This window comes from Pimelobacter sp. 30-1 (genome assembly GCF_018831735.1).
GTDB lineage: Bacteria > Actinomycetota > Actinomycetes > Propionibacteriales > Nocardioidaceae > Nocardioides.
On the sequence record NZ_NHTS01000005.1, the window covers coordinates 482,064 to 503,532 of the forward strand.

Below are 21,469 nucleotides of genomic sequence, written 5' to 3' on the forward strand. Positions count from 1 at the left end.
CGCCCGTCACCCCGCCTTGTCAAGGAGGAAGCCGGAATGCACCGCCCCACCGTCGCTGTCATCGGAGCCGGCATCAGCGGCCTCACGATGAGCAAGATGCTCGCCGACTACGGACTGGAGTTCGCGACCTTCGAGTCCTCGGACCGGGTCGGCGGCAACTGGGCCTTCGGCAACCCCAACGGGCACAGCAGCGCCTACCGCTCGCTGCACATCGACACCTCGAAGCACCAACTGTCCTTCAAGGACTTCCCGATGCCCGAGGACTACCCGGACTTCCCGCACCACACCCAGGTCAAGGACTACCTCGACGCCTACACCGACGCGTTCGACCTGCGCCGGCACATCGAGTTCGAGAACGGCGTCGTGCACGCGCGCCGGCACCCCGAGGGCGGCTGGGAGCTCGAGACCCAGCGCACCGGCACCCGCCGCTTCGACGTCCTGCTCGTCGCCAACGGCCACCACTGGGACCCGCGCTTCGCCGACAAGCCGGGGGAGTTCACCGGCCTGACGATGCACTCGCACGCCTACATCGACCCGCGCACGCCGTACGACCTGACGGGCAAGCGGATCCTCATCATCGGCCTGGGCAACAGTGCCGCCGACATCGCCGTCGAGCTCTCCAGCAAGACCCTCGACAACGAGGTCGTCATCTCGACCCGCAGCAGCGCCTGGATCGTGCCGAAGTACTTCGCCGGCAAGCCGGCCGACAAGTACTACAAGACCTCGCCGCACATCCCGTTCGCCTGGCAGCGCAAGTTCGTCCAGGTGATGCAGCCGATGACCGCCGGGCGGCCCGAGGACTACGGCCTGCCGACGCCCAACCACAAGTTCTTCGAGGCGCACCCGACCCAGTCGGTCGAGCTGCCGCTGCGGCTGGGCTCGGGCGACCTGCGAGCCAAGGGCGACATCGAGCGGTGGGACGGGCAGACCGTCCACTTCACCGACGGGACGGCCGAGGACTTCGACGTGGTCATCCACGCGACGGGCTACAACATCACCTTCCCGTTCTTCGACGAGGACTTCATCAGCGCCCCGGAGAACCACATCCGGCTCTACAAGCGGATCTTCAAGCCCGGCATGGAGGACGTCGCCTTCATCGGGTTCGCCCAGTCCACGCCGACGCTCTTCCCGTTCGTCGAGTGCCAGACCCGGCTCGTCGCGGCCTGGCTCGTCGGGCGCTACGCCCCGCCGAGCGAGGCGGAGATGGAGCGCACCATCGACGAGGACCAGCAGAAGTACACCGCCCACATGGTGCAGCGGCCGCGGCACACCCAGCAGCTCGACTACTTCCTCTACGAGCACGACCTGCGCGCCAAGGAGATCCCGGCCGGCCTCGCGAGGGCGGCCCGATGAGCGACGAGCGGCTCTGGGCCCGGATGGTCGACCGCCGCAGCGTCAACCGCGGCGACCAGCGCCGGGCCGCGTTGCTGGAGGCGCTCGACGACCTGCTGCGCGAGCAGACGCTCGAGGAGATCAACGTCGCCGAGATCTCGCGGCGTGCGGGGGTGACCCGCTCGGCGTTCTACTTCTACTTCGAGAGCAAGGCGACCGCCGTCCTCGCCCTCATGGCCGAGCTGTACGACGACGCGTCCGACGCGACCGACCTCCTCGTCAAGGCCGAGGGTGAGCCGCAGGTCCGGATCCGCACGGTCATCGCGACCTTGTTCGACTCCGTCGACCGCACGCCGCACACCTACCGCGGGCTGCTCGAGGCCCGGGCGACCAGCCCGGCCGTGCGCGAGCTGTGGGAGGCCGGACGGGCCGAGTTCGCGGAGATGACCGCCGAGATGATCGAGCGCGAGCGCGCCGCCGGACGGGCGCTGCCCGGCCCCGACGCGCACGTCCTCGCCGCGGTCCTGCTCGACCTCAACGACCACGCCGTCGAGCGGCACGCGATGGGCGTCGGGCCCGAGCGCGAGGCCCACATCGACGCCATCACCCACCTTTGGATCCAGAGCATCTACGGGAGCACCTCGTGAGCACCACCTTCGACTTCACCTCCGCCGGCGTCCGCTGCGCGGGCACGCACTTCGCGGGCGCCGAGGGCGCGCCGGTCGTCGTCCTCGCGCACGGGCTCGCGGGCACCCAGGACGCGGGCATGTTCCCGTTCGCCGAGGCCTTCGCCGCGGCCGGGCTGCACGCGGTCACCTTCGACTACCGCGGCTTCGGCGCCAGCGACGGCGACGGCGGCTCCCGCCAGGTCGTCTCGCTCGCCGGCCAGGTCGCCGACCTCCACGCCGCCGCCGACGCGGCCAAGCGGCTGCCCGGCGTCGACCCGACCCGGGTGTTGCTCTGGGGCGTCTCCCTCGGTGGCGGCCACGTCGTGTCCGTCGCGGCCGAGCGCACCGATGTCGCCGCGGTCGTCTCGGTGGTGCCGATGGTCGACGGGCTCGCCGCCGCGCGGCTGGCGACCCGCCACCACAGCGCCGGTCAGCTGCTGGCCTCGACGGGCCGCGGCCTCGCGAGCGCCGTACGGCGCAAGGCCGGCCGCGCCCCCGCGATGATCCCCGTCGTGGCGCACCCCGGGGAGCCGGGCGCGCTGACGCTCGCGGGCGCCTACGAGGACTACCACGCGATCGCCGGCCCCACCTGGCGCAACGAGATCGCCGCCGACGTCGTCCTCGAGCTCGGCACCCGCGCGCCTGCCAAGGCCGCCGCCACGCTGGAGGTCCCGTGGCTGGTGCAGGTCGCCGACTTCGACCGCAGCGCACCGCCGCACGCCACCATGAAGGCCGCCTTCTCCGGCCGCGCCGAGGTGCGCCACTACCCGGGCGACCACTTCGACCTGTTCGCCGGCAAGCCGTTCCACGAGCCGGCCGTCGCGCACGCCCTGCACTTCCTCCAGCGCCACGTCGGCGCCGCGGTGCCGGAGGTGGTCGGTGGCTGACACGGTCCGGGGCCTGCTGCTGGAGCACGCCGCGCGCGACACGGTCGGGCTCAAGCACGGCGCCGACACGTGGACCTGGCGCGAGGTCATCGCCGGCGGCGCCGCCCGCGCCCACGTGCTGCGCGACCTCGCACGGCCCGAGAAGCCGCTCCACGTGGGGGTTCTGCTCCCCAACAGCCCCGAGATGGCGCTGGCGATCACAGCCGGCGCGATCGGCGGGCACATCACGGTCGGCATCAACGCGACCCGCCGGGGCGCGGCGCTCGCGGCCGACGTACGCCGGGCCGACTGCCAGGTGCTGCTCACCGACGCGGCGCACCTGCCGCTGCTCGACGGGCTCGACCTCGGCGGCGCCACGGTCGTCGACACCGATGCCGCGTCCTGGGGGGACGCGGTCGCGGCGGCGCCCACGAGCACCGACGGCTTCCCGGACGTGACCACCATGGACACGTTCATGCTCATCTTCACCTCGGGCACGAGCGGGGAGCCCAAGGCGGTCCAGGTCGCCCACTTCATGGTGGTCATGGCCGGCTCGGTCCTGGTCGACAAGTACGGCCTCGGTCCCGACGACGTCGCCTACTGCGCGATGCCGCTGTTCCACAGCAACGCCGTGATGGCGGGCTTCGCGGTCAGCGCCGCCTCGGGAGCGGCGCTGGCGCTCGCCGAGTTCTCGGCGAGCAGCTTCCTCGACGACATCCGGCGCTACGGGGCGACGTACCTCAACTACGTCGGCAAGCCGCTCGCCTACGTCCTCGCCACCCCGGCGCGGCCGGACGACGCCGACAACCCGCTGCGGTTCGCCTTCGGCAACGAGGCCTCCGACCGCGACATCCGCGAGTTCGCCCAGCGCTTCGGCTGCTCGGTGTGGGACGGCTTCGGCTCCACCGAGTCGGCCGTCATCATCACCCGCACCGAGGACACCCCGCTCGGCTCGATCGGCGTCCCGTTCGACGGCGTCGCCGTCTACGACCGGGTGACCCGGCAGGAGTGCCCGCGCGCCGTCCACGACGAGGCCGGCCGGGTGGTCAACCTCGACGAGGCCGTCGGCGAGCTCGTGAACACCCAGGGAGCGGGCTTCTTCGCGGGCTACTACAACGACGAGCGGGCGACGGCCGAGCGCCTCGACGGCGGCATGTACTGGTCGGGCGACCTCGCCTACCGCGACGCGGAGGGCTTCGTCTTCCTCGCCGGACGCACCGACGACTGGCTGCGCGTGGACGGCGAGAACCTCGCCGCCGCGCCACTGGAGCAGCTCCTGCTGCGCCACGAGGCGCTCTCGCAGGCGGCCGTCTACGCCGTCGCCGACGAGCGCGTCGGCGACCAGGTGATGTGCGCGCTGGTGCTGCGGTCCGGCGCGACGCTCACCCCGTCGGGCCTCACGGACTTCCTCGCCGCCCAGCCCGACCTCTCGCCCAAGGCGTGGCCGCGCCACGTCCGGATCGCCGCGGCGCTCCCGAGCACCGCCACCAACAAGGTGCTCAAGCGCGAGCTGCGTGCCGAGGGCCTCGCGACGAGCGACCTGCTGTGGTCGCGCGGCGAGCGCGACCGCACCTATGCCGAGTCCGCCAGGAGCAGCTCATGACCTACGACGTCGTCGTCCGCAACGGCCGCTGGTTCGACGGCACCGGCGCGCCCTCCGCCCAGCGCCACCTGGGCATCCGCGACGGTCGCGTCGTCGAGGTCAGCGCGGAGCCGCTCGACGAGGCCGGCTGCCCGCGGGTCATCGACGCGACCGGGCACTGGGTGCTCCCGGGGATGGTCGACATCCACACCCACTACGACATCGAGGTGCTCGTCCAGCCCGGCCTCGCCGAGTCGCTGCGCCACGGTGTCACCACGACCTTCCTCGGCTCCTGCTCGCTCTCGACCGTGCACGCGAGCCCGTCCGACGCGGGCGACCTCTTCGGCCGGGTCGAGGCGATCCCGCGCCCCTACGTCGTCGCCGCGCTCGAGGACACCAGGACCTGGACCACCGCCGGCGAGTACGTCGCCGCCCTCGAACGCCTCGCGCTCGGCCCCAACATCGCCGCCTTCATCGGCCACTCCGACCTCCGAGCCGCGCGGATGGGCCTGGAGCGCTCGACCGACCGCGCGGTGCGCCCGACCCCTGCCGAGCTCGCCCGGATCGAGGCCGACCTGGCCGACGCGCTCGACGAGGGCTTCGTCGGGATGTCCTCGCAGGAGCTGATGTTCGACAAGCTCGACGGCGAGGTGTGCCGCTCGCGGACCCTCCCGTCGACGTACGCCAAGGGGCGGGAGCGGCGCCGCCTCCAGCGCCTCCTGCGGGCCCGGGGCCGCGCCCTGCAGGGCGGTCCGGACGTCGCCAAGCCGCAGAGCCTGGTCCGGATGGCGTTCAGCAGCTGCGGGTGGGGCCGGAAGCCCGCGCTCAAGGTCAGCCTGCTCTCGGCCGCCGACATCAAGGCGATCCCGATGGTGGCGCACCTGTTCCCGCTCATCGCCCGCACGGTCAACCGGTTCGGCGGGGACTTCCGGTTCCAGCACCTGCCGGTGCCGTTCGAGGTCTACTCCGACGGCATCGACCTGCCGGTCTTCGAGGAGTTCGGCTCCGGTGCGGCCGCCCTGCACCTGTCGAACCAGATCGAGGAGCGGCGCGCGCTGCTCGGCGACGAGGACTATCGCCGGTGGTTCCGCAAGGACTACGACAAGAAGTACGGCCCGCGGGTCTGGCACCGCGACCTCTTCGACGCCGAGATCACCGAGTGCCCCGACGCGTCGGTGGTCGGCAGGACCTTCGGCCAGGTCGGGGTCGACCGGGGCGGCGTGCACCCGGTCGACGCCTTCCTCGACCTCGTCGTCGCGCACGGCGACAAGGTGCGCTGGCGCACGACCATCTCGAACCACCGCCCCGAGGTGCTGGACAAGCTGACCGCCGATCCCGGCGTCCAGCTGGGCTTCTCCGACGCCGGCGCGCACCTGCGCAACATGGCGTTCTACAACTTCGGGCTACGCCTGCTGCGCCGGGTCCGGGACGCCGAGGCGGCCGGAGCGCCGTTCATGACGGTGGAGCACGCGGTGCACCGGATCACCGGCGAGCTCGCCGACTGGTACGGCCTCGACGCCGGCCACCTGCGCGTCGGCGACCGTGCCGACCTCGTCGTCATCGACCCCGCGCGCCTCGACGCCTCGCTCGACGCGTACGCCGAGTCGCCCGTGCCCGCCTTCGGCAACCTGTCCCGGATGGTCAACCGCAACGACGCCACGGTCGCCGCGGTGCTCGTCGGGGGAGAGGTCGTCGTCGCCGGCGGACAGCCGACCGAGGTCGTCGGGACCCGGCGGACCGGGCGGTTCCTCCGCGCTACCGGCTGACCCGCGCCGCCAGCCGGCCCAGCAGCTCGCTCAGCTCGGCCGGCTGCTCCACGGTGAAGTCGCAGTCGAGCCCGGCCAGGATGAGCACCGGCCAGTCCAGCGAGTCGGTGCTCATCGTCATCCGGCAGCGCTCGTCGCCGAGCGGCTCGATGCTCGCCCACCGGCCGACCGCGGCCTGTGCCTGCGCCGCCGGCACCTCGACGCTCACCACGACCTCGTGGCCGCGGGGGATCGCGTTCAGCCCCTGGCGGACGTAGGTCAGCGCGTCGCCGCCCGGCAGCTCACGTGGCCGGAACCGCTGCCCGGTCGTGCTCGGCGTCCCCGCCACCCGGTCCACGCGGAACGAGCGCCAGTCCTGCCGGTCCCGGTCGTACGCCGCGAGGTACCACCGCCGCCCGAGCGTCACCAGCCGGTGCGGCTCGACCCGGCGCGTGGTCGCCGTGCCGTCGGCGGCGGTGTAGGGGAAGGTGACGATCTCGTCGTCGCGGCACGCCTGGGCGAGCGTGGTCAGCACCGCGGGGTCGAGGGTGGCGCCGCCGCTCCACGACAGGCCGACGGTCTGGGTCTGCAGCGCGCCCATCCGGCGACGCAGCCGGGGTGGCATCAGCGCGATCACCTTGGTCAGCGCCTGCAGCGTCGTCTCCTCGAAGCCGGGGACGCCGCCGCTGGCCGCGGCGCGCAGGCCGACCGCGATCGCGACCGCCTCCTCGTCCTCGAGCAGCAGCGGCGGCAGCGCCCCGCCGGCGCGGAGCTGGTAGCCGCCGGCGGCGCCGCGGACCGCGTCGACGTCGTACCCGAGCTCGCGGAGGCGGTCGACGTCGCGGCGCAGCGTGCGCTCGCTGACCTCGAGCCGGCCGGCGAGGTCGCCACCGGTCCAGAACCGGTGGGTCTGGAGGAGGGAGAGAAGCCGCAGCATCCGGGCGCTCGTGCTCATGTCTCCAGATTAGATCCGAATCAGGTCAGAAACTGACCGGATTCGTTCCTAGCGTGGTGGTCATGGAGAACAACCAGACCCTCGGCCCGGTGATCCGCACCGTCGGACTCACCCGGCACTTCACGCGTGGCAAGCAGACGATCGAGGCCGTGCGCGGCCTCGACCTGGAGGTGGCGGCCGGCGAGCTGGTCGCCTTCCTCGGCCCCAACGGCGCCGGCAAGTCGACCACCCTGCGCATGCTGACCACCCTGATCGCCCCGACCTCCGGCACCGCCACGGTCGCCGGGCACGACGTGGTCCGGGACCGGGCGGCCGTGCGCCGCTCGATCGGGTACGTCGGGCAGGGCAACGCCGCCGGTCACCAGTTCCGCGGTCGCGACGAGCTGGTGTGCCAGGCCCGCGCGCACGGGCTGACCCGGCGCGACGCGCGGCGGCGTACCGACGAGCTGCTGGAGGCCTTCGACCTCGTCGAGCACGCCGACCGCCCGGTCGCCCAGCTCTCCGGCGGTCAGCGCCGCCGGCTCGACGTGGCGATCGGCCTGGTCCAGGAGCCGCCGATCCTCTTCCTCGACGAGCCCTCGACCGGGCTCGACCCGCAGAACCGGGTCAACCTGCAGGAGCAGGTGCGCCGGCTCAACGCCGAGCTGGGCACCACGATCGTGCTCACCACCCACTACCTCGAGGAGGCCGACGCCCTCGCCGGCCGGGTGATTGTGATCGACCACGGCCAGGTCATCGCCGACGACTCGGCGGCGGCCCTCAAGTCCGCGCTCGGCGACCTCGTCGCGATGTCGTTCGCCTCGCCGGCCGACGCCGCCGCGGCGGCGGCCCGGGCCGACCAGGTGCCCGGGGCGCAGGTCGTCCTCGACGGCGCGCACGTCGAGCTGCGGGCCGCCTTCGGCCGCGACGCGGCCCCGGCGCTCGTCGCCGACCTCGCCGCCGCCGGTACGCCGGCGACCCGCATCGAGGTGGTCGGGCCGACCCTCGACGACGTCTTCCTCAACCTGACCGGACGCAGCCTGCGCGAGAACCAGAGCACGACCACCGAAGGAGCAGCAGCATGAGCATCTCCCTGACCACCCCCGCGGCCCCGGCGGCCGCGGCCCGTCGTACCCCTGTCGTGGCGCGGCCCGTCGGCCTGCTTGCCGACATCGGCAACGTCCTCGTCCGCGAGCTCCAGCCGGTGCTGCGCCAGCCGGCGTCCGTGCTGTTCGCGATGGTGCAGCCGCTGGTCTTCCTCGGCCTGTTCGCCCCGCTGCTGCCCGACACCGGCGACGGCTCGGCGCTGCAGTGGTTCGTGCCCGGCATCGTCGCGATGACCGCGTTGATGAGCGCGTCCTTCACCGGCGCGAACCTGTCGGAGGAGATCGTCAGCGGCTCGTTCGAGCGGCTGCTCGTCTCGCCGGTGCGGCGCTCGTCGCTGATGATCGGCAAGGCCCTGCGCGAGATGGTGCCGCTGGTGCTGCAGACCGTGATCATCGTGGCGGTCGCGACGCCGTTCGGCTTCGACCTGCACGTCGGCGGGATCCTGGTCGGGATGGCGCTGCTCGTGCCGTTCAGCGTCGGCCTCGGCGCCCTCAGCCTCGCGCTCGCGGTCGCCGCCAAGGAGCAGGCCTGGGTGTTCTGGACCGTCCAGCAGACGGTGATCTTCCCGCTGCTGCTCCTGGCCGGCGTCCTGCTGCCCCTCGACGGCGCGCCCGGCTGGCTGCGCACCGCCTCCGACATCAACCCGCTGACCCACATCGTCGAGGCCGAGCGGGCGCTGTTCGCGGGCTCGTTCCCGGCCGACACCGTGCTCGCGGGCGTGGTCGCGTCGCTCGCCGTCGGAGCGTTCGGGCTCTGGGTCGGCGTCCGGCGGATGAACCGCGCGAGCTGACTCAGCCCACCCAGCGCAGCGCGCGGCCGTGCCCGTGGGTCTGCGCCACCATCTGCCCGTCGATCCCGAGCACGAAGGTCGGATGACCTTCCGGGATCGGCGGGCCGGTGCGCGTCACGGACGGCAGCACCTGCGGCGCCTCGTTGCTCACCCAGTGGCAGGCGCCGTCGGCGACGAGGCCGCGGACGAGGGCGTCGAACTCCCGGCGCCGCGGCGGCGGCAGGTAGGCGATGACCGCGCTGTGGAACACCACCACGGTCCCGTACGCCGACGCGCGCTCCACCAGCCCCGGCAGCTCGGCCACCAGGTCGCCGGTCACGATCGTGGGCGGGTCCGCCCGGGCCACCTCGACCGCCTGTCGCAGCCGGGTGCGCCGCTCGTCCTGCTCGGGCCAGACCAGCGTCTCGAGCCAGCCCGTCGCGTCGGGATCGGTCACGTCGAGCGGGTGCAGGTCGATGCCCCCGCGCCAGGCCACCTCGGGCAGCTGCGCGGGCAGCGGCGCCGGACCGCGGACCCGGCAGGGCAGCCGGGGCTCGTCGCCGAGAAGGACCTCGCCCGTCTCGGTCGCCCACGCGTAGCCCCAGCGGTCGGGGTAGAGGCACAGCCCTGCCGAGGCGCCCACCTCGAGCAGCGCGAGCGGGCCCGCGAACCCGGCGAAGGCCGGGACCAGCGTCGCCAGCCGGCCGACCTCGTTGGTCTGGGTGGCGCGGGCCAGGATCGTCGCCCGGATCGGGCCCTCAGCGCCGTCGGCGAGGAGCGCGGCGCGCAGGCCGTCGTACGGGCCCGGCGCCGGTACGCCGTGGTGCCGGGCCGCGGCGAAGACCAGGTTCGGCTGCTGCTTGAGGTCAGGCAGCGTGCGGATCCACGCCTGCACCTCGGGGTCGCCGGCGACCCCGAGCGCCCAGGCCGTGAAGGTCGGGGAGTCGGTGGCCTCGGTGGCGAAGCGGCGGTAGGACTCCTGGACCTCGGCGTAGGGCTCCATGCCGCGAGCCTGTCAGATGCGGGGGACGACCTCGCCCAGGAGCGCGCCCATGCGGGTGGCCGCCTGGCGACCGGCCTCGAGCACCTCGGCGTGGTTGAGCGGCTCGCCGCTCAGGCCCGCGGCGAGGTTGGTGACCAGGCTGATGCCGAGGATCTCCATGCCGGCCTCGCGGGCGGCGATCGCCTCGAGCGTGGTGCTCATGCCGACCAGGTGGCCGCCGAGGATGCCGGCCATCCGCACCTCGGCCGGGGTCTCGTAGTGGGGGCCGGTGAACTGGACGTAGACACCCTCGTCGAGGCTCGGCTCGACCTCGCGGCACAGCGCGCGCAGGCGCGTGGAGTAGAGGTCGGTGAGGTCGACGAAGTTCGCCCCGACGATGGGGGACTGGCCGGTCAGGTTGATGTGGTCGCTGATGAGCACCGGGGTGCCCGGCGTCCAGGTCTCCTTGAGGCCGCCGCAGCCGTTGGTGAGCACGATGGCGCGGCAGCCCGCCGCGGCCGCCGTACGGACGCCGTGGACGACGGCCGCGACGCCGCGGCCCTCGTAGTAGTGCGTGCGGCTGAGGAAGACCAGCAGGTGCCGGTCGGGGGCGCCGTCGGTACCGGGCAGGCGGATCGAGCGGATCTTGCCCGAGTGCCCCTGGACCGCCGACGCCGCGAAGCCCGGCAGCGAGGTCACGTCGATCTCGGTGGTGTTCGCGCCGCCCGCGCCGTCGAGCGCGTCGGCGGCCGGCAGCCAGCCCGAGCCCAGGACGAGCGCCACGTCGTGGCGGGCGACACCGGTGAGCTCGGCGAGACGGGCGGCGGCCTCTTCGGCCAGGGCGTACGGCGTGGGGGACTCGGTCACGGAGCGACTCTAGCGGCCGATCCGCAAGCCCATCACCACGTCGCGAGGACCGCCTCGGGCACGTACCCGTGGCGGACCCGCTGCGGGTGGTTGCCCACGGCCAGGTAGGCGACCTCCTCCTTGGTCCGCGTCGACAGCACGGCGACCGCGTCGTCGTCGGAGAGCGAGACCCAGCAGGTCTCGTCGAGGCCCTCGGTGGTCCAGTACGGCTTGCCGTAGTCGTGCCCGGTCGTGGTGGCGTCGAAGTACGTCGCCTCGCCCGTCGCGGCGTCCACGAGGGCCGCGTAGTCGTCCATGGTCCCGGCGGCGCAGAGGGTCTCACCGTCCGCGCTGATCGAGAGTCCGTGGTGCGCGGAGTCGTTGACGTACTGCTCGCGCAGCATCCGCGGCACCCGGTTCTCGAGCTCGACGACGTCGACCACGGCGCCGGTCGTGGGCTCCGGCTCGCCGCCGAGCGTGTAGCCGGTGCGGCCGTCGATGTCGGCGGCCTCGGTGTCGAAGACGACATACCCGTGCAGGAAGGAGACCTGGAGGTAGAGGTAGCGCCCGTCGGGGTGGACCGCGATCGGGCGGACCGCCCCGCTCATGCCGGGGTGGCCGGCCTCGGCCAGCTCATGCGCCATGTCCCAGCGCTGGAGGATCTCGAAGTCGTCGGCGGCGACGTACTGGAGCCAGCGGTCGCTCTTGACCGCGCCGTCGAGCGCCGACCAGGGCAGCCGGGCGAGGAGCTTGTCGAGCCCGAGCGCGCCGAGGCCGAGCTTGGCCAGCGGCAGCCCGAGCAGCTGGCCGTCGCGCGGGTCGATGTCGTCGACGGGGGTGTAGACCCGGCCGATCGAGGCGTGCAGGATCCGCTCGCCGTCCTCGGTGTAGTTGCTCTCGTGCGGCGTCTCGCCCGAGGGGAAGGTGCGCAGCCGGTCGCCGAGCTTGATCACCTTGCCGCCGACGGTCTCGTCGACCATCGAGTACTCGATCACCTGGCGCGACGTGGAGTCCGAGACCAGCAGCCGGCGGCCGTCGTTCGAGACCTGCATGTGGTCGGTGCGGTAGCCGTCCATCTGCTGCTCGCGCACGATCGAGTCGGTGCGCCCGGCGGCGGCCTTGGCGATGTCGATCCAGACGACGTCGGCGAAGCTGGGCCGCGAGACCGCGAGGTACTTGCCGTCCATCGTGGTGAACATGTCGTCGACGTACTGGTTGTGGCCCTGGCCGGGCCCCGCGTTGATCGCGAGGTAGAACACCGTGGCCACGGGGTTCTTGAGGATCCGCTGGGTCTCCTCGGCCCGGTCCGGGATGAGGTTGACGCCGCGCTTGAGGACCTCGAACGAGCGCGCGTCGACGATGCTCGCCGTACCGTCCCAATTGTTGCCGACCCACATCACCGACCGCAGCCCGCTGTCAGCGGGACGTACGGCGATCGGCAGGTCGCGGGCGTCGTCCTCGGTCGGCCGCTCCTCGGTGATCCGGGTCTCACCGCACGCGGCGAGGGCCGCAGCGGCGACCACCGCGGCGAGGGCAGGGGCGAGGCGGGAGCGGCGCATAACCTGACAACGATTCAGGTTGCGCCGGGGTCACGCCCCGTCCGTCCGGGTCAGAGGCCGGTCGAGCGGCACGCCCGGGTCCGCAGCCCGCTCACGTAGTCGTCCGGCGCGTCCGCGGCCTCGGCCGCCGCCGCGATCACCCCCAGGTACGACGCCGAGGGCAGCCCGCCCTCGTAGGCGTCGAGCACGTAGGTCCACGCCACGATCTCCCCGACCATCGTCGAGACCCGCACCTTCGTGCGCCGGTAGAGCCCCGAGTCGGCCGACTCCCACTGGTCGAGGTTGCCCTCGTCGAGCGGGCTCATGTCGTAGACCGCCACGAAGACCTGCTCGAACGGGTCCTGCACGATCGTCGCGAGCGCGCCGTCCCACCCGTGCTCCTCGCCGCCGAACGTCAGCCGCCACCCGGACAGCCACCCGGTCGTCCGCATCGGGGAGTGGGGGCACCGCTCGCCCATCCGGGCGGGGTCGAGGTTGGTGCCGTAGGCGGCGTACGACGTCACGCAGGTCAGGCTAGTGCGTGCCGCCGTACGCCGCGGGGAGGCTCAGGCGCTCAGGGCGTGAGGGACTTGCGGAGGATGATCTCGGCGGCCTCGCCGGGCAGCAGCAGGGCGCCGCTGTCGACGTACCCGAGGCGGCGGTAGAGGTACTGCGCCCGCTCGGAGGACAACGTCGACGTCAGCACCGTCCGGTGACCGGCCGCCGCCTGGGCGCGTTCCCAGGCCGCGACCAGGCTCGTGCCGATGCCCTGGCCGCGGCGTCCGGGCGCGACCCAGAGCAGGTTCAGGAACGGGATCTCGTCCCAGAACAGGCCCCATCGCGCGAAGCCGACGGTGTCGCCGCCGGTCTCGGCGAGCAGCACCCTGCCGCGGGCCACCACCTCGGCACGGACCTCCGGGCTGACGTGGTGGTCGACCTCGGCGAGGAACCCCAGGTCGGGGTCGCCCGCGAGGCGGGTCGTCACGCTCGCTGCCGTCGTCCGCTCCACCCGGCGAGACTAGTGACCCGCGGCCGGCGACCTCAGGACCCCGTGTAGAGCAGGTGGTTGGCGGGCGTGGCCGGCGAGCAGATGATCAGCAGCACGCAGCTGCGCGCCGTCCCGCTGATCTTGTTCTTCGTGGTGGCGGCGAGGATCGCGGCGTTGACCGCGCTCGGCGACGCCGTCGGGTGCGTGGTGAGGTAGAGCGCGGCCGCTCCGGTGACGTGCGGGGTGGCCATCGACGTACCGCTGATGGTGTTGGTGCCGCCGTTGAGCCAGGCCGAGGTGATGTCGACGCCCGGTGCGAACAGGTCGACGCAGGTGCCGCGGTTGGAGAAGCTCGCCCGCGCGTCGTTGCGGTCGCTGGCCGCGACCGTCAGCGCCTCGGGCACCCGGGCCGGCGACGAGCCGCAGGCGTCGGCGCCCTCGTTGCCGGCCGCGACCGCCATCGTCACGCCGTCGGCGATGACCCGCTGGACGGCGGCGTCGAGCGCGCTGGAGGCGCCGCCGCCGAGGCTCATGTTGGCCACCGCGGGCCGGCCGGCCTGGTGGTTCGCGGCGACCCAGTCGAGACCGGCGATGACGCCGGACGTCGCGCCGGATCCCTTGCAGTCGAGCACCCGGACGCCGATCAGCCGCGCCTGCTCGGCGAGGCCGTACCGGGTGCCGCCGATGGTGCCGGCGACGTGGGTGCCGTGGCCGTTGCAGTCGCTGGCGTCGGTGTCGCCGTCGACGGTGTCCGTGCCGGACACGGTCCGGCCGGCGAGGTCCGGGTGGTCGAGCTGGATGCCGGTGTCGACGACGTACACGTCGACGCCGGCTCCGGTGGACGACGAGGTGTAGGCGTTGTCGAGCGGCAGGTTGCGCTGGTCGACGCGGTCCTGGCCCCAGCTGCCCACCGGGCTCTGGGTGTCGGAGGCGCGCACGGTGCGGTCGAGCTCGATCGAGCGCACCCGCGCGTCCCCGCGCAGGAGCGTGAGCAGTGCGTCGGTCAGCGTCGCCGCGAACCCGTGGAGAGCGTGCTCGTAGACGTGCGTGACCCGGCCGCCCTTGCGGGTGACCAGGCTGGTGGCGGTGGCTTGTGCGTCGGCTCCGGGCTGGAGCGTGACGATGACGTCGAGGACGCCGGCGGGCCGCGCGGTCGCGGCCGGAGAGGGCAGTACGACGAGTCCGGCGAGGCCGAGCGCGCACGCGAGGACGAGTCCGAGAATCCGAGACATGGAGCTGCTCCTAGATCGTGGCCGGCGGCCCCATGCCGCCGTACCGGGGAGTAGGGAGCAGCCTCCCGTGAACGTGATGCAGGACACAAGAGGGTGCGCACTACGCTGGCACCCGTGACCCACTTCGATGTCCTCGTCCTCGGTGCCGGCCCCGGTGGGTACGTCGCCGCGATCCGCGCCGCCCAGCTCGGCAAGTCCGTTGCCGTGATCGAGAAGAAGTACTGGGGCGGCGTCTGTCTCAACGTCGGCTGCATCCCCTCCAAGGCGCTGCTCAAGAACGCCGAGCTCGCCCACACGCTGACCCACGAGAAGGCCAAGTTCGGCATCGAGGGCGACGCCACGATGTCCTACGGCCCGACGCACGCGCGCTCGCGCCAGGTGAGCGCCGGCATCGTCAAGGGCGTCCACTTCCTGATGAAGAAGAACAAGATCACCGAGATCGACGGCTGGGGCACCCTGACCGGTCCCAAGTCGGTCTCCGTCGCGCTCAACGACGGCTCCACCGCCGACTACACGTGCGACAACCTGATCCTCGCCGGCGGCGCCACCGTCCGTACCGTCCCGGGCGTCGAGGTCAACGGCAAGAACATCGTGTCGTACGAGGAGCAGATCCTCGACGAGAACCTCCCGTCGTCCGTCATCATCGGCGGCTCCGGCGCCATCGGCGTCGAGTTCGCCTACGTGATGAAGAACTTCGGCGTCGACGTCACCATCGTCGAGTTCCTCGACCGGATGGTCCCCACCGAGGACGCCGACGTGTCCAAGGAGCTCGCCAAGCACTACAAGAAGCTGGGCGTCAAGGTGCTCACGTCCACCGCCGTCAAGGGCGTCGAGGACACCGGCTCGGGCGTCAAGGTCCGCATCGCCCCCGCTGCCGGCGGTGACGAGCAGGTCCTCGAGGCCGACAAGTTCCTCGCCGCCTTCGGCTTCGCCCCCCGCGTCGAGGGCTACGGCCTCGAGGCCGCCGGCGTCGCCCTCACCGACCGCGGCGCCATCGCGATCGACGAGTACTGCCGCACCAACGTCGAGGGCGTCTACGCCATCGGCGACGTCACCGGCAAGATGATGCTCGCCCACGTCGCCGAGGCCATGGGCATCGTCGCCGCCGAGACCATCGCCGGCGCCGAGACCATGCCGGTCGAGTACGACTTCATCCCGCGCGCGACCTACTGCCAGCCCCAGATCGGCTCCTTCGGCTACAGCGAGCAGCAGGCCAAGGACAAGGGCTACGACGTCAAGACCGCGTCCTTCCCCTTCACCGCCAACGGCAAGGCCATGGGCCTGGGCGAGGCCGTCGGCTTCGTCAAGATCGTCGCGGACGCCGAGTTCAACGAGATCCTCGGCGCCCACATGATCGGCCCCGACGTCACCGAGCTCCTCCCCGCGCTGACCCTCGCGCAGAAGTGGGACCTCACCGCCGACGAGGTCGGGCGCAACGTCTTCGCCCACCCGACCCTCTCCGAGGCGGTCAAGGAGGCGATCCACGGGATCGCCGGCCACATGATCAACCTCTGAGCCACCTGCTCGACGGCTCCCGCGGCCCCCGTCACGCTCCGGCGCGACGGGGGCCGCTGCTGTCGGTCCCCCCTGCGAGCATCCCCCTGTGGACCCCGCCCGCGCCTCCGCCCGCGCCCTGCTCGACGCCGAGCGCCGCGAGGCCCTGCGCCGCCTGAGCGGCCTCACCGGCCAGTTCGACGAGGTCGTCGCCGCCTCCCGCGACACCAACGCCGACGACGAGCACGACCCCGAGGGCGCCACCATCGCCTTCGAGCGCTCCCAGCTCGCCGCCCTCACCCGCCAGGTCCGCACCCACCTCGCCGACATCGACGCAGCCCTGGAGCGCCTGGACGCCGGCACCTACGGCACCTGCGAGCGATGCGGCCGGCCGATCGCCGCGGCGCGCCTGGAGGTCAAGCCCGCGGCGCGGACGTGCGTCGCCTGCGCGGCCGTGCGCTGACGCCGGGGGACTGAGGTCGTCGTCCCTTCGGCGTTTTGCGAACGATCGCCGCGATCTTGTTGCCGTCGAGACCTGTCCGGCTGAGGGTGAGTGGCCAGGTGGAGCGCGGCTCCGGTCGCGAGACGAGAGGACTCTCATGGTGCAGCAGGCTCGGGACCTGACGCGTCGCTGGCGGAGCCGTGCTCCGCTCGCAGGACTCGCCGTGATCGGCGTGCTGGCGGTGGCGGCTGCGCCTGCCGGTGCCGCGACCTGGGACTTCTTCCGGCACTCAGCGGGCCTTGCGAGCGGCGGTGGCGAGACGGCGGGGACCATGACGTTCGGCGGGAGCGGGACCTCGGTGACGTTCTCGGGTACGACGGAGGACGTCTGCCCACCAGACGGGCTCGGTACCTCCTACTACCTCCTGGTGGACGTCACCGAGGTCGCTCTCGACCGGCTGTCCGCCTACAAGGCGCTCGACACCGACGGCTGCGGCAACGGCCGCAGCGCCGCACAGGGCGGAACGATGACCACGGCCGCCGGCCGCAAGGTCGTCCGCGCCCGTGCGGTGCTGTGCTTCAGCAACGACGGCAACCCGTGCTGGAGCGTTCCGGAGCCGGGCGTGTGGAAGGACAACCCCCACCACCCATGAGCGACAGCGACGACAGGGAAGCGACGAGACATGTCCGAACAGCATGACCAGGGGATGGCCGGCCGACCGGCGCGTCGGCGCCGTCGGCGCCTGCTGGCCGTCGGTGCCGCGGCCGCGGCCACGGTGCTCGTGGTCGTCGGAGTGGCCACGGCGGCCTCTCGCGACGGTGCCGCAACCCCGGCCGGAACAGTCGATGCCCTCGACGCTGCGGCGCTCACGACGATGCGCACCGCGCTGTCCTCAGCCGTCCCCGTTGCCGATCGGCAGACGACCGAGGTCGTCCCGCTCGGCCCCGACGGCATCACCCCGGTCGACCTGCCGTCGGCCACGGGGGTCGCGTCGGCCTATGCCGCGGTCCGCGACGGGGAGCAGCGGGAATGGCGGCTGTTCGCCGCGGTCGACGGGGCACCCGGTGACCCGGGCGACGACGGCTGCTCCGTCACGCTTCCTGCGCTGTCCTGCACCGTCGCGGAGACCGACGCCGGACGGCTCACGACCGAACGCTTCGTCTCGGTACGACGGACCGATGCCGGCCCGGACCGCTACGAGCTCGCTGACCCGGCCGAGGTACGTCTCGCCGAGCTGTCCGACCTGCGGGTCGAGCAGGTCGTTCGGCTCCACCTGCCCGGCGGGGGCCGGATCAGCGCGTGGGAGACCGTCCACGGTGTCGCCGGCCCGGATGTCGCATCGGTCGCCAACGACGACGAGGCGCTGGCCGCGCTCGTGCGCACACCCGAGCTGATCGCGGCGCTGACCGGTGAGGGCCGCTGAGCCGAGCTCTACGCAGCAGACCGCTGGTGCCCCGTCTGCCACAACGCCACCAGTACGCCGACCACGGTCAGCACCCCCGCCCCGACCCCGACCGGCCCGACGTGCGAGTCGTCGTTGACGGCCAGCTCGATGACGAGCGCCCCGATCACCTGCCCGGCGATCACGCACAGCCCGAGCACGAGGACGCCGTGCACGCGGACGAGGGCCGCGGAGAGCCAGATGAAGCCGAGGCCGAGGACGCCGCCGAGGTAGAGGTACCACTGGTGCGGCAGCGGCTGCAGGTCGTGGTCGAGGGCGAAGAACACGGCCCAGACGGCGACCAGGCCGATGAAGCCGATCACGAAGTTGTTCAGGCTCGACACCCACGGGCCGGCGACGGCGGAGACGCGGCCGTTGAAGGCGGCCTGGGCGGCCATGCCGGCGCCCGCCACCAACGGCAGTACGGCGAGACCGGCGGTCGTCAGCGAGAACGACTCGACCAGCCGCTCGCCCGCGGCGAGCGCGACGGCCGCGATGGCGAAGGCGGCGGCGAGGGCGCGCGGCGGGCTCCACGGGACCCGGCCGCCGGGGCCGAGGCCGGCGTGGTCGACGGCGAGGCTGCTGGAGGACTGCCCGGCGGTGACGGCGACGCTGAAGAGCGCGACGCCGATGGTGGCGACGGTCAGGCCCTGCGCGGCGACCAGCGAGGCGCCGGCCAGGCCGCCGACCAGGGTGATCTTGGGCAGGGCGCCGGAGCGCAGGGCGGTACGGAGGCTGCCGATGCCGGCCCGCCGCGACCGCGACGAGAGAGTGATCGCGGCGACGAGGAGCAGGCCGCTGCCGAACGCCAGGACCGCGGCGGTGAGCCCCGCCGACGCGGTGCCGCCGAGCGAGGTCGCGAGGCGTCCGTTGATCTGGGCCTGGACGGCGATCATCGCGCCGGCGCCGAACATGGCCGGGACGGCCGCGAGCCGCACGAACCGGCTCGGCGGAGCGGCGGTGGTCACCGGGGGAGCACCCGGCGCAGGAACTCCCGGGTGCGTGCCTGGGTCGGCTCGCCCAGCACCTGCGCGGGCGGCCCGGCCTCGGCGATCCGGCCGCCGTCGAGGAAGCAGACGTGCGAGGCGACCTCGCGGGCGAAGCTCATCTCGTGGGTGGCGAGGATCATCGTCGTCCCGGCCTCGGCGAGGCTGCGGACGATGTCGAGCACCTCGCCGACGAGCTCGGGGTCGAGGGCCGCGGTGATCTCGTCGAGCAGCAGCAGCGCGGGATCGGTGCACAGCGCGCGGACGAGTGCGACCCGCTGCTGCTGGCCTCCGGAGAGCTGGTCGGGGTGCTTGGCGACGTGCTCGCCGAGCCCGAACCGCTCGAGCAGCTCGTGGGCGCGCGCCTTCGCCTCGCCCGCCGGTACGCCGTGCACCTTGCGCGGCGCGAGCGTGCAGTTGTCGAGCACGCTCAGGTGGGGGAACAGGTTGTAGGCCTGGAACACCATCCCGATGTCGCGGCGCACCTCCTGCGGGCTGACCATCGGGTCGGAGATCTCCTGGCCCCGGAGCTCGATCACGCCGTCGTCGATCGGCTCCAGCAGGTCGATGCAGCGCAGCAGCGTGGACTTCCCCGAGCCCGACGAGCCGATCAGGCACACGACGTCGCCGGGCGCGACGGTCAGCGACACGTCGTCCAGGACGACGCGCGGGCCGGCCTCGCCGCTGCGGGCGTAGGTCTTGCGGAGGTTGCGCACCTCCAGCAGGGGAGTGGCGGCCATCAGAGCGCTCCTGCCCGCTCGCGCCGGGCCATCCGCCGGGCGAGCACGTCGCACAGCCGGGCCAGCGGCACCGTCATCGCGATGAAGAAGACCGCCGCGACGAGGTACGGCGTGTAGTTGAAGTTGTAGTTGGCGTAGTCGGCGGCCGCGTAGAGCGCGTCGAAGATTCCGACCGACGCGACCAGCGCGGTGTCCTTCTGCAGCGACACGAAGTCGTTGAGCAGCGGCGGTACGACGCGTCGTACTGCCTGCGGCACCACGACGTGGCGCATCGTCTGGGCCCGCGACAGCGCGAGCGCCTCGGCACTGGCCAGCTGCGAGGGGTGCACCGACTCGATGCCCGAGCGGAACACCTCGGCCACGTAGGCCGAGTAGGACACGACGAGCGCCACGGTCGCCCAGAAGAACAGGCTGTTCGGCAGTCCGGCCAGTCCCAGCGCGGGCATCCCGTAGGCGAAGAGGAACACCAGCAGCAGCGTGGGGATGCCGCGCACCACGTCGGTGAACACCACGGCGAGCCCCCGCAGCGGCACCAGCCAGGCCGAGCGGGCCTGCCGGACCAGCGCGAGCGCGAGGCCGGCCACCAGGATGATCGGCTCGGCGATCAGGAACATCTTGACGTTGATCCAGAAGCCCTTGGCGATCGCGGGCAGCGACTCCTTGGCGTGGTGGGGGTCGAGGAAGGTCGCCCGCACCCGCGGCCAGCCCGGCGACAGCACGACCGCCGCGACCAGCGCCGCGAGCACGACGACGGTCGCGACCGACGCGACGACGATCCGGCGCCGGCGCTGCCGCTCCCGGGTACGACGACGGGCGAGCTCGCGCTCGCTCGGCATCCACCCGGCAGCGTCGCCGGGCTGCGTGGTCGGGGTGCTCACTTGAGCTCGGGCACGCTCACGACGTCGGAGAGCCACTTCTTCTGGAGCTCCGCCAGCGTGCCCTCCTTCTTCAGCGTGTCGAGCGCGCCGTTGACGCAGGGGAGCAGCTCGTTGCCCTGCTCGAACAGCAGGCCGAACTCCTCAGGAGTGCCCGAGTCGTACTGGAACTGGCCGAGCAGCTTGCTGTCCGGGATCTCGACCGAGCTGATGTAGAACGCCGTCGGCAGGTCCGCGATGATCGCGTCGACCTGGCCGTTGAGCATGGCCTGCTTGGCGTTGTTGGTGTTCTGGAAGACCAGCGGGTCCTTCTCGGGCTTGATGACGTCGCGGATCGCGGTCAGCGAGGTCGTCCCGGTCTGGGCGCCGATCTTGAACTTCGCCAGCTCGGTGAGGTCGGTGATCTTGGCCGCCGGGCTGTCCTTGAGGACGATCACCGCCTGCGCGGCGGAGTAGTAGCCCTCCGAGAAGTCCACGGCCTTCTCGCGCTCGGGGTCGACCGAGATCTGGTTGATGTCGAAGTCGAAGTTCTTCTTGCCCGGCTTGTAGGAGTTGTTGAAGGGGACCGTCACCCACTTCACCTGGTCCTTGCTGAAGCCCAGCTGGTCGGCGATCGCGTAGGCGACCGCGGACTCGTAGCCCTTGCCGTTGCTCGGGTCGTTGTCGACGAACCACGGCTCGTACGCCGGCGAGTCGGTGCCGACCGAGAGCACGCCCTTGGAGACGAGGGGCAGGTCGCCGACGGCGCACTTGTCGGCGCCCGCGGTCTTGCCGGTCTGCTCGGCCTTGTCCTCCGCCGGGGCGCACGCGGCGACCGCGGAGACGAGGACGGCGGCGGCGAAGGGGGCGAGGAGACGTGTGGTCCGCATGGCGGGAATCGTACGGCGCGGCCTTCCGCTGCA

Annotated in this window: 22 protein-coding genes; 11 read left to right on the top strand and 11 right to left on the bottom strand. The window is 72.6% G+C overall.

Going from position 1 to position 21,469, the window contains the following annotated elements:
- The first annotated feature begins 36 nt into the window (after positions 1-36).
- Genes CCO04_RS13765 through CCO04_RS13785 form a run of 5 tightly spaced genes read left to right on the top strand, consistent with a single transcriptional unit; the run spans position 37 to position 6,214 of the window.
- Positions 37-1,353: an NAD(P)/FAD-dependent oxidoreductase gene (locus tag CCO04_RS13765; RefSeq protein WP_215814695.1), complete on the top strand. Its 1,317-nt coding sequence runs from the start codon at positions 37-39 to the stop codon at positions 1,351-1,353.
- A complete protein-coding gene (locus tag CCO04_RS13770) occupies positions 1,350-1,979 on the top strand; it encodes a TetR/AcrR family transcriptional regulator (RefSeq protein ID WP_215814696.1) in 630 nt (209 codons plus the stop codon). Before CCO04_RS13765 ends, CCO04_RS13770 begins: the two co-directional genes overlap by 4 nt.
- Positions 1,976-2,887, top strand: coding sequence for an alpha/beta hydrolase (locus CCO04_RS13775; RefSeq protein ID WP_215814697.1), 912 nt, complete (start codon positions 1,976-1,978; stop codon positions 2,885-2,887). Before CCO04_RS13770 ends, CCO04_RS13775 begins: the two co-directional genes overlap by 4 nt.
- The gene (gene fadD1, locus CCO04_RS13780; protein ID WP_215814698.1) at positions 2,880-4,469 is read left to right on the top strand and encodes a fatty-acid--CoA ligase FadD1; all 1,590 of its coding nucleotides are present in this window, start codon (positions 2,880-2,882) and stop codon (positions 4,467-4,469) included. The genes CCO04_RS13775 and fadD1 overlap by 8 nt, the downstream gene beginning before the upstream one ends.
- Positions 4,466-6,214, top strand: coding sequence for an amidohydrolase family protein (locus CCO04_RS13785; protein ID WP_215814699.1), 1,749 nt, complete (start codon positions 4,466-4,468; stop codon positions 6,212-6,214). The genes fadD1 and CCO04_RS13785 overlap by 4 nt, the downstream gene beginning before the upstream one ends.
- On the opposite strand, the gene CCO04_RS13790 is transcribed toward CCO04_RS13785, so the two are convergent.
- A complete protein-coding gene (locus CCO04_RS13790; RefSeq protein ID WP_215814700.1) occupies positions 6,204-7,148 on the bottom strand; it encodes a YafY family protein in 945 nt (314 codons plus the stop codon). The two genes, CCO04_RS13785 and CCO04_RS13790, sit on opposite strands and share 11 nt — an antisense overlap.
- A gap of 62 nt (positions 7,149-7,210) precedes the next feature.
- Between CCO04_RS13790 and CCO04_RS13795 the strand changes: the two genes are divergently transcribed.
- The gene (locus CCO04_RS13795; RefSeq protein ID WP_252373163.1) at positions 7,211-8,212 is read left to right on the top strand and encodes an ABC transporter ATP-binding protein; all 1,002 of its coding nucleotides are present in this window, start codon (positions 7,211-7,213) and stop codon (positions 8,210-8,212) included.
- Positions 8,209-9,024, top strand: a complete 816-nt coding sequence (locus CCO04_RS13800) for an ABC transporter permease (protein WP_215814701.1) — start codon at positions 8,209-8,211, stop codon at positions 9,022-9,024. Before CCO04_RS13795 ends, CCO04_RS13800 begins: the two co-directional genes overlap by 4 nt.
- A 1-nt stretch (position 9,025) precedes the next feature.
- Here CCO04_RS13800 and CCO04_RS13805 read toward each other — a convergent pair whose 3' ends face one another.
- From CCO04_RS13805 to CCO04_RS13830, 6 genes are read right to left on the bottom strand one after another with little or no spacing between them, the layout of a single operon-like run.
- A complete protein-coding gene (locus tag CCO04_RS13805; RefSeq protein ID WP_215814702.1) occupies positions 9,026-10,006 on the bottom strand; it encodes a DUF2332 domain-containing protein in 981 nt (326 codons plus the stop codon).
- Positions 10,007-10,018: 12 nt separating this feature from the next.
- Positions 10,019-10,852, bottom strand: coding sequence for a purine-nucleoside phosphorylase (locus CCO04_RS13810; RefSeq protein ID WP_215814703.1), 834 nt, complete (start codon positions 10,850-10,852; stop codon positions 10,019-10,021).
- A 32-nt stretch (positions 10,853-10,884) separates the two neighbouring features.
- Positions 10,885-12,390, bottom strand: a complete 1,506-nt coding sequence (locus CCO04_RS13815) for a serine/threonine protein kinase (RefSeq protein ID WP_215814704.1) — start codon at positions 12,388-12,390, stop codon at positions 10,885-10,887.
- A gap of 50 nt (positions 12,391-12,440) precedes the next feature.
- Positions 12,441-12,893: a gamma-glutamylcyclotransferase gene (locus tag CCO04_RS13820; RefSeq protein ID WP_215814705.1), complete on the bottom strand. Its 453-nt coding sequence runs from the start codon at positions 12,891-12,893 to the stop codon at positions 12,441-12,443.
- A 50-nt stretch (positions 12,894-12,943) separates the two neighbouring features.
- Positions 12,944-13,378: a GNAT family N-acetyltransferase gene (locus CCO04_RS28585; protein ID WP_215814706.1), complete on the bottom strand. Its 435-nt coding sequence runs from the start codon at positions 13,376-13,378 to the stop codon at positions 12,944-12,946.
- A 32-nt stretch (positions 13,379-13,410) separates the two neighbouring features.
- A complete protein-coding gene (locus CCO04_RS13830) occupies positions 13,411-14,589 on the bottom strand; it encodes a S8 family peptidase (RefSeq protein WP_215814707.1) in 1,179 nt (392 codons plus the stop codon).
- Between the two features lie 114 nt (positions 14,590-14,703).
- Between CCO04_RS13830 and lpdA the strand changes: the two genes are divergently transcribed.
- The 4 genes from lpdA (at position 14,704) to CCO04_RS13850 (ending at position 17,948) form a co-directional block, all read left to right on the top strand.
- On the top strand, positions 14,704-16,104 hold the full coding sequence (lpdA, locus tag CCO04_RS13835; RefSeq protein ID WP_215814708.1) for a dihydrolipoyl dehydrogenase: 1,401 nt from the start codon (positions 14,704-14,706) through the stop codon (positions 16,102-16,104).
- A gap of 88 nt (positions 16,105-16,192) precedes the next feature.
- On the top strand, positions 16,193-16,546 hold the full coding sequence (locus CCO04_RS13840; RefSeq protein ID WP_215814709.1) for a TraR/DksA C4-type zinc finger protein: 354 nt from the start codon (positions 16,193-16,195) through the stop codon (positions 16,544-16,546).
- A gap of 136 nt (positions 16,547-16,682) precedes the next feature.
- Complete coding sequence (locus CCO04_RS13845; RefSeq protein WP_215814710.1) at positions 16,683-17,177, top strand: hypothetical protein; 495 nt, start codon at positions 16,683-16,685, stop codon at positions 17,175-17,177.
- Positions 17,178-17,207: 30 nt separating this feature from the next.
- Complete coding sequence (locus CCO04_RS13850) at positions 17,208-17,948, top strand: hypothetical protein (protein ID WP_215814711.1); 741 nt, start codon at positions 17,208-17,210, stop codon at positions 17,946-17,948.
- 8 nt (positions 17,949-17,956) lie between these two features.
- Here the strand turns inward: CCO04_RS13850 and CCO04_RS13855 are convergent, their stop codons facing one another.
- From CCO04_RS13855 to CCO04_RS13870, 4 genes are read right to left on the bottom strand one after another with little or no spacing between them, the layout of a single operon-like run.
- A complete protein-coding gene (locus tag CCO04_RS13855; RefSeq protein ID WP_215814712.1) occupies positions 17,957-18,934 on the bottom strand; it encodes a DMT family transporter in 978 nt (325 codons plus the stop codon).
- Positions 18,931-19,692 (bottom strand): amino acid ABC transporter ATP-binding protein, encoded by a 762-nt coding sequence (locus tag CCO04_RS13860; RefSeq protein WP_215814713.1) that lies wholly within the window; start codon positions 19,690-19,692, stop codon positions 18,931-18,933. The genes CCO04_RS13855 and CCO04_RS13860 overlap by 4 nt, the downstream gene beginning before the upstream one ends.
- Positions 19,692-20,570: an amino acid ABC transporter permease gene (locus tag CCO04_RS13865; protein ID WP_257752081.1), complete on the bottom strand. Its 879-nt coding sequence runs from the start codon at positions 20,568-20,570 to the stop codon at positions 19,692-19,694. The genes CCO04_RS13860 and CCO04_RS13865 overlap by 1 nt, the downstream gene beginning before the upstream one ends.
- Positions 20,567-21,436, bottom strand: a complete 870-nt coding sequence (locus tag CCO04_RS13870; protein ID WP_215814714.1) for an ABC transporter substrate-binding protein — start codon at positions 21,434-21,436, stop codon at positions 20,567-20,569. Before CCO04_RS13870 ends, CCO04_RS13865 begins: the two co-directional genes overlap by 4 nt.
- Positions 21,437-21,469: the final 33 nt, after the last annotated feature.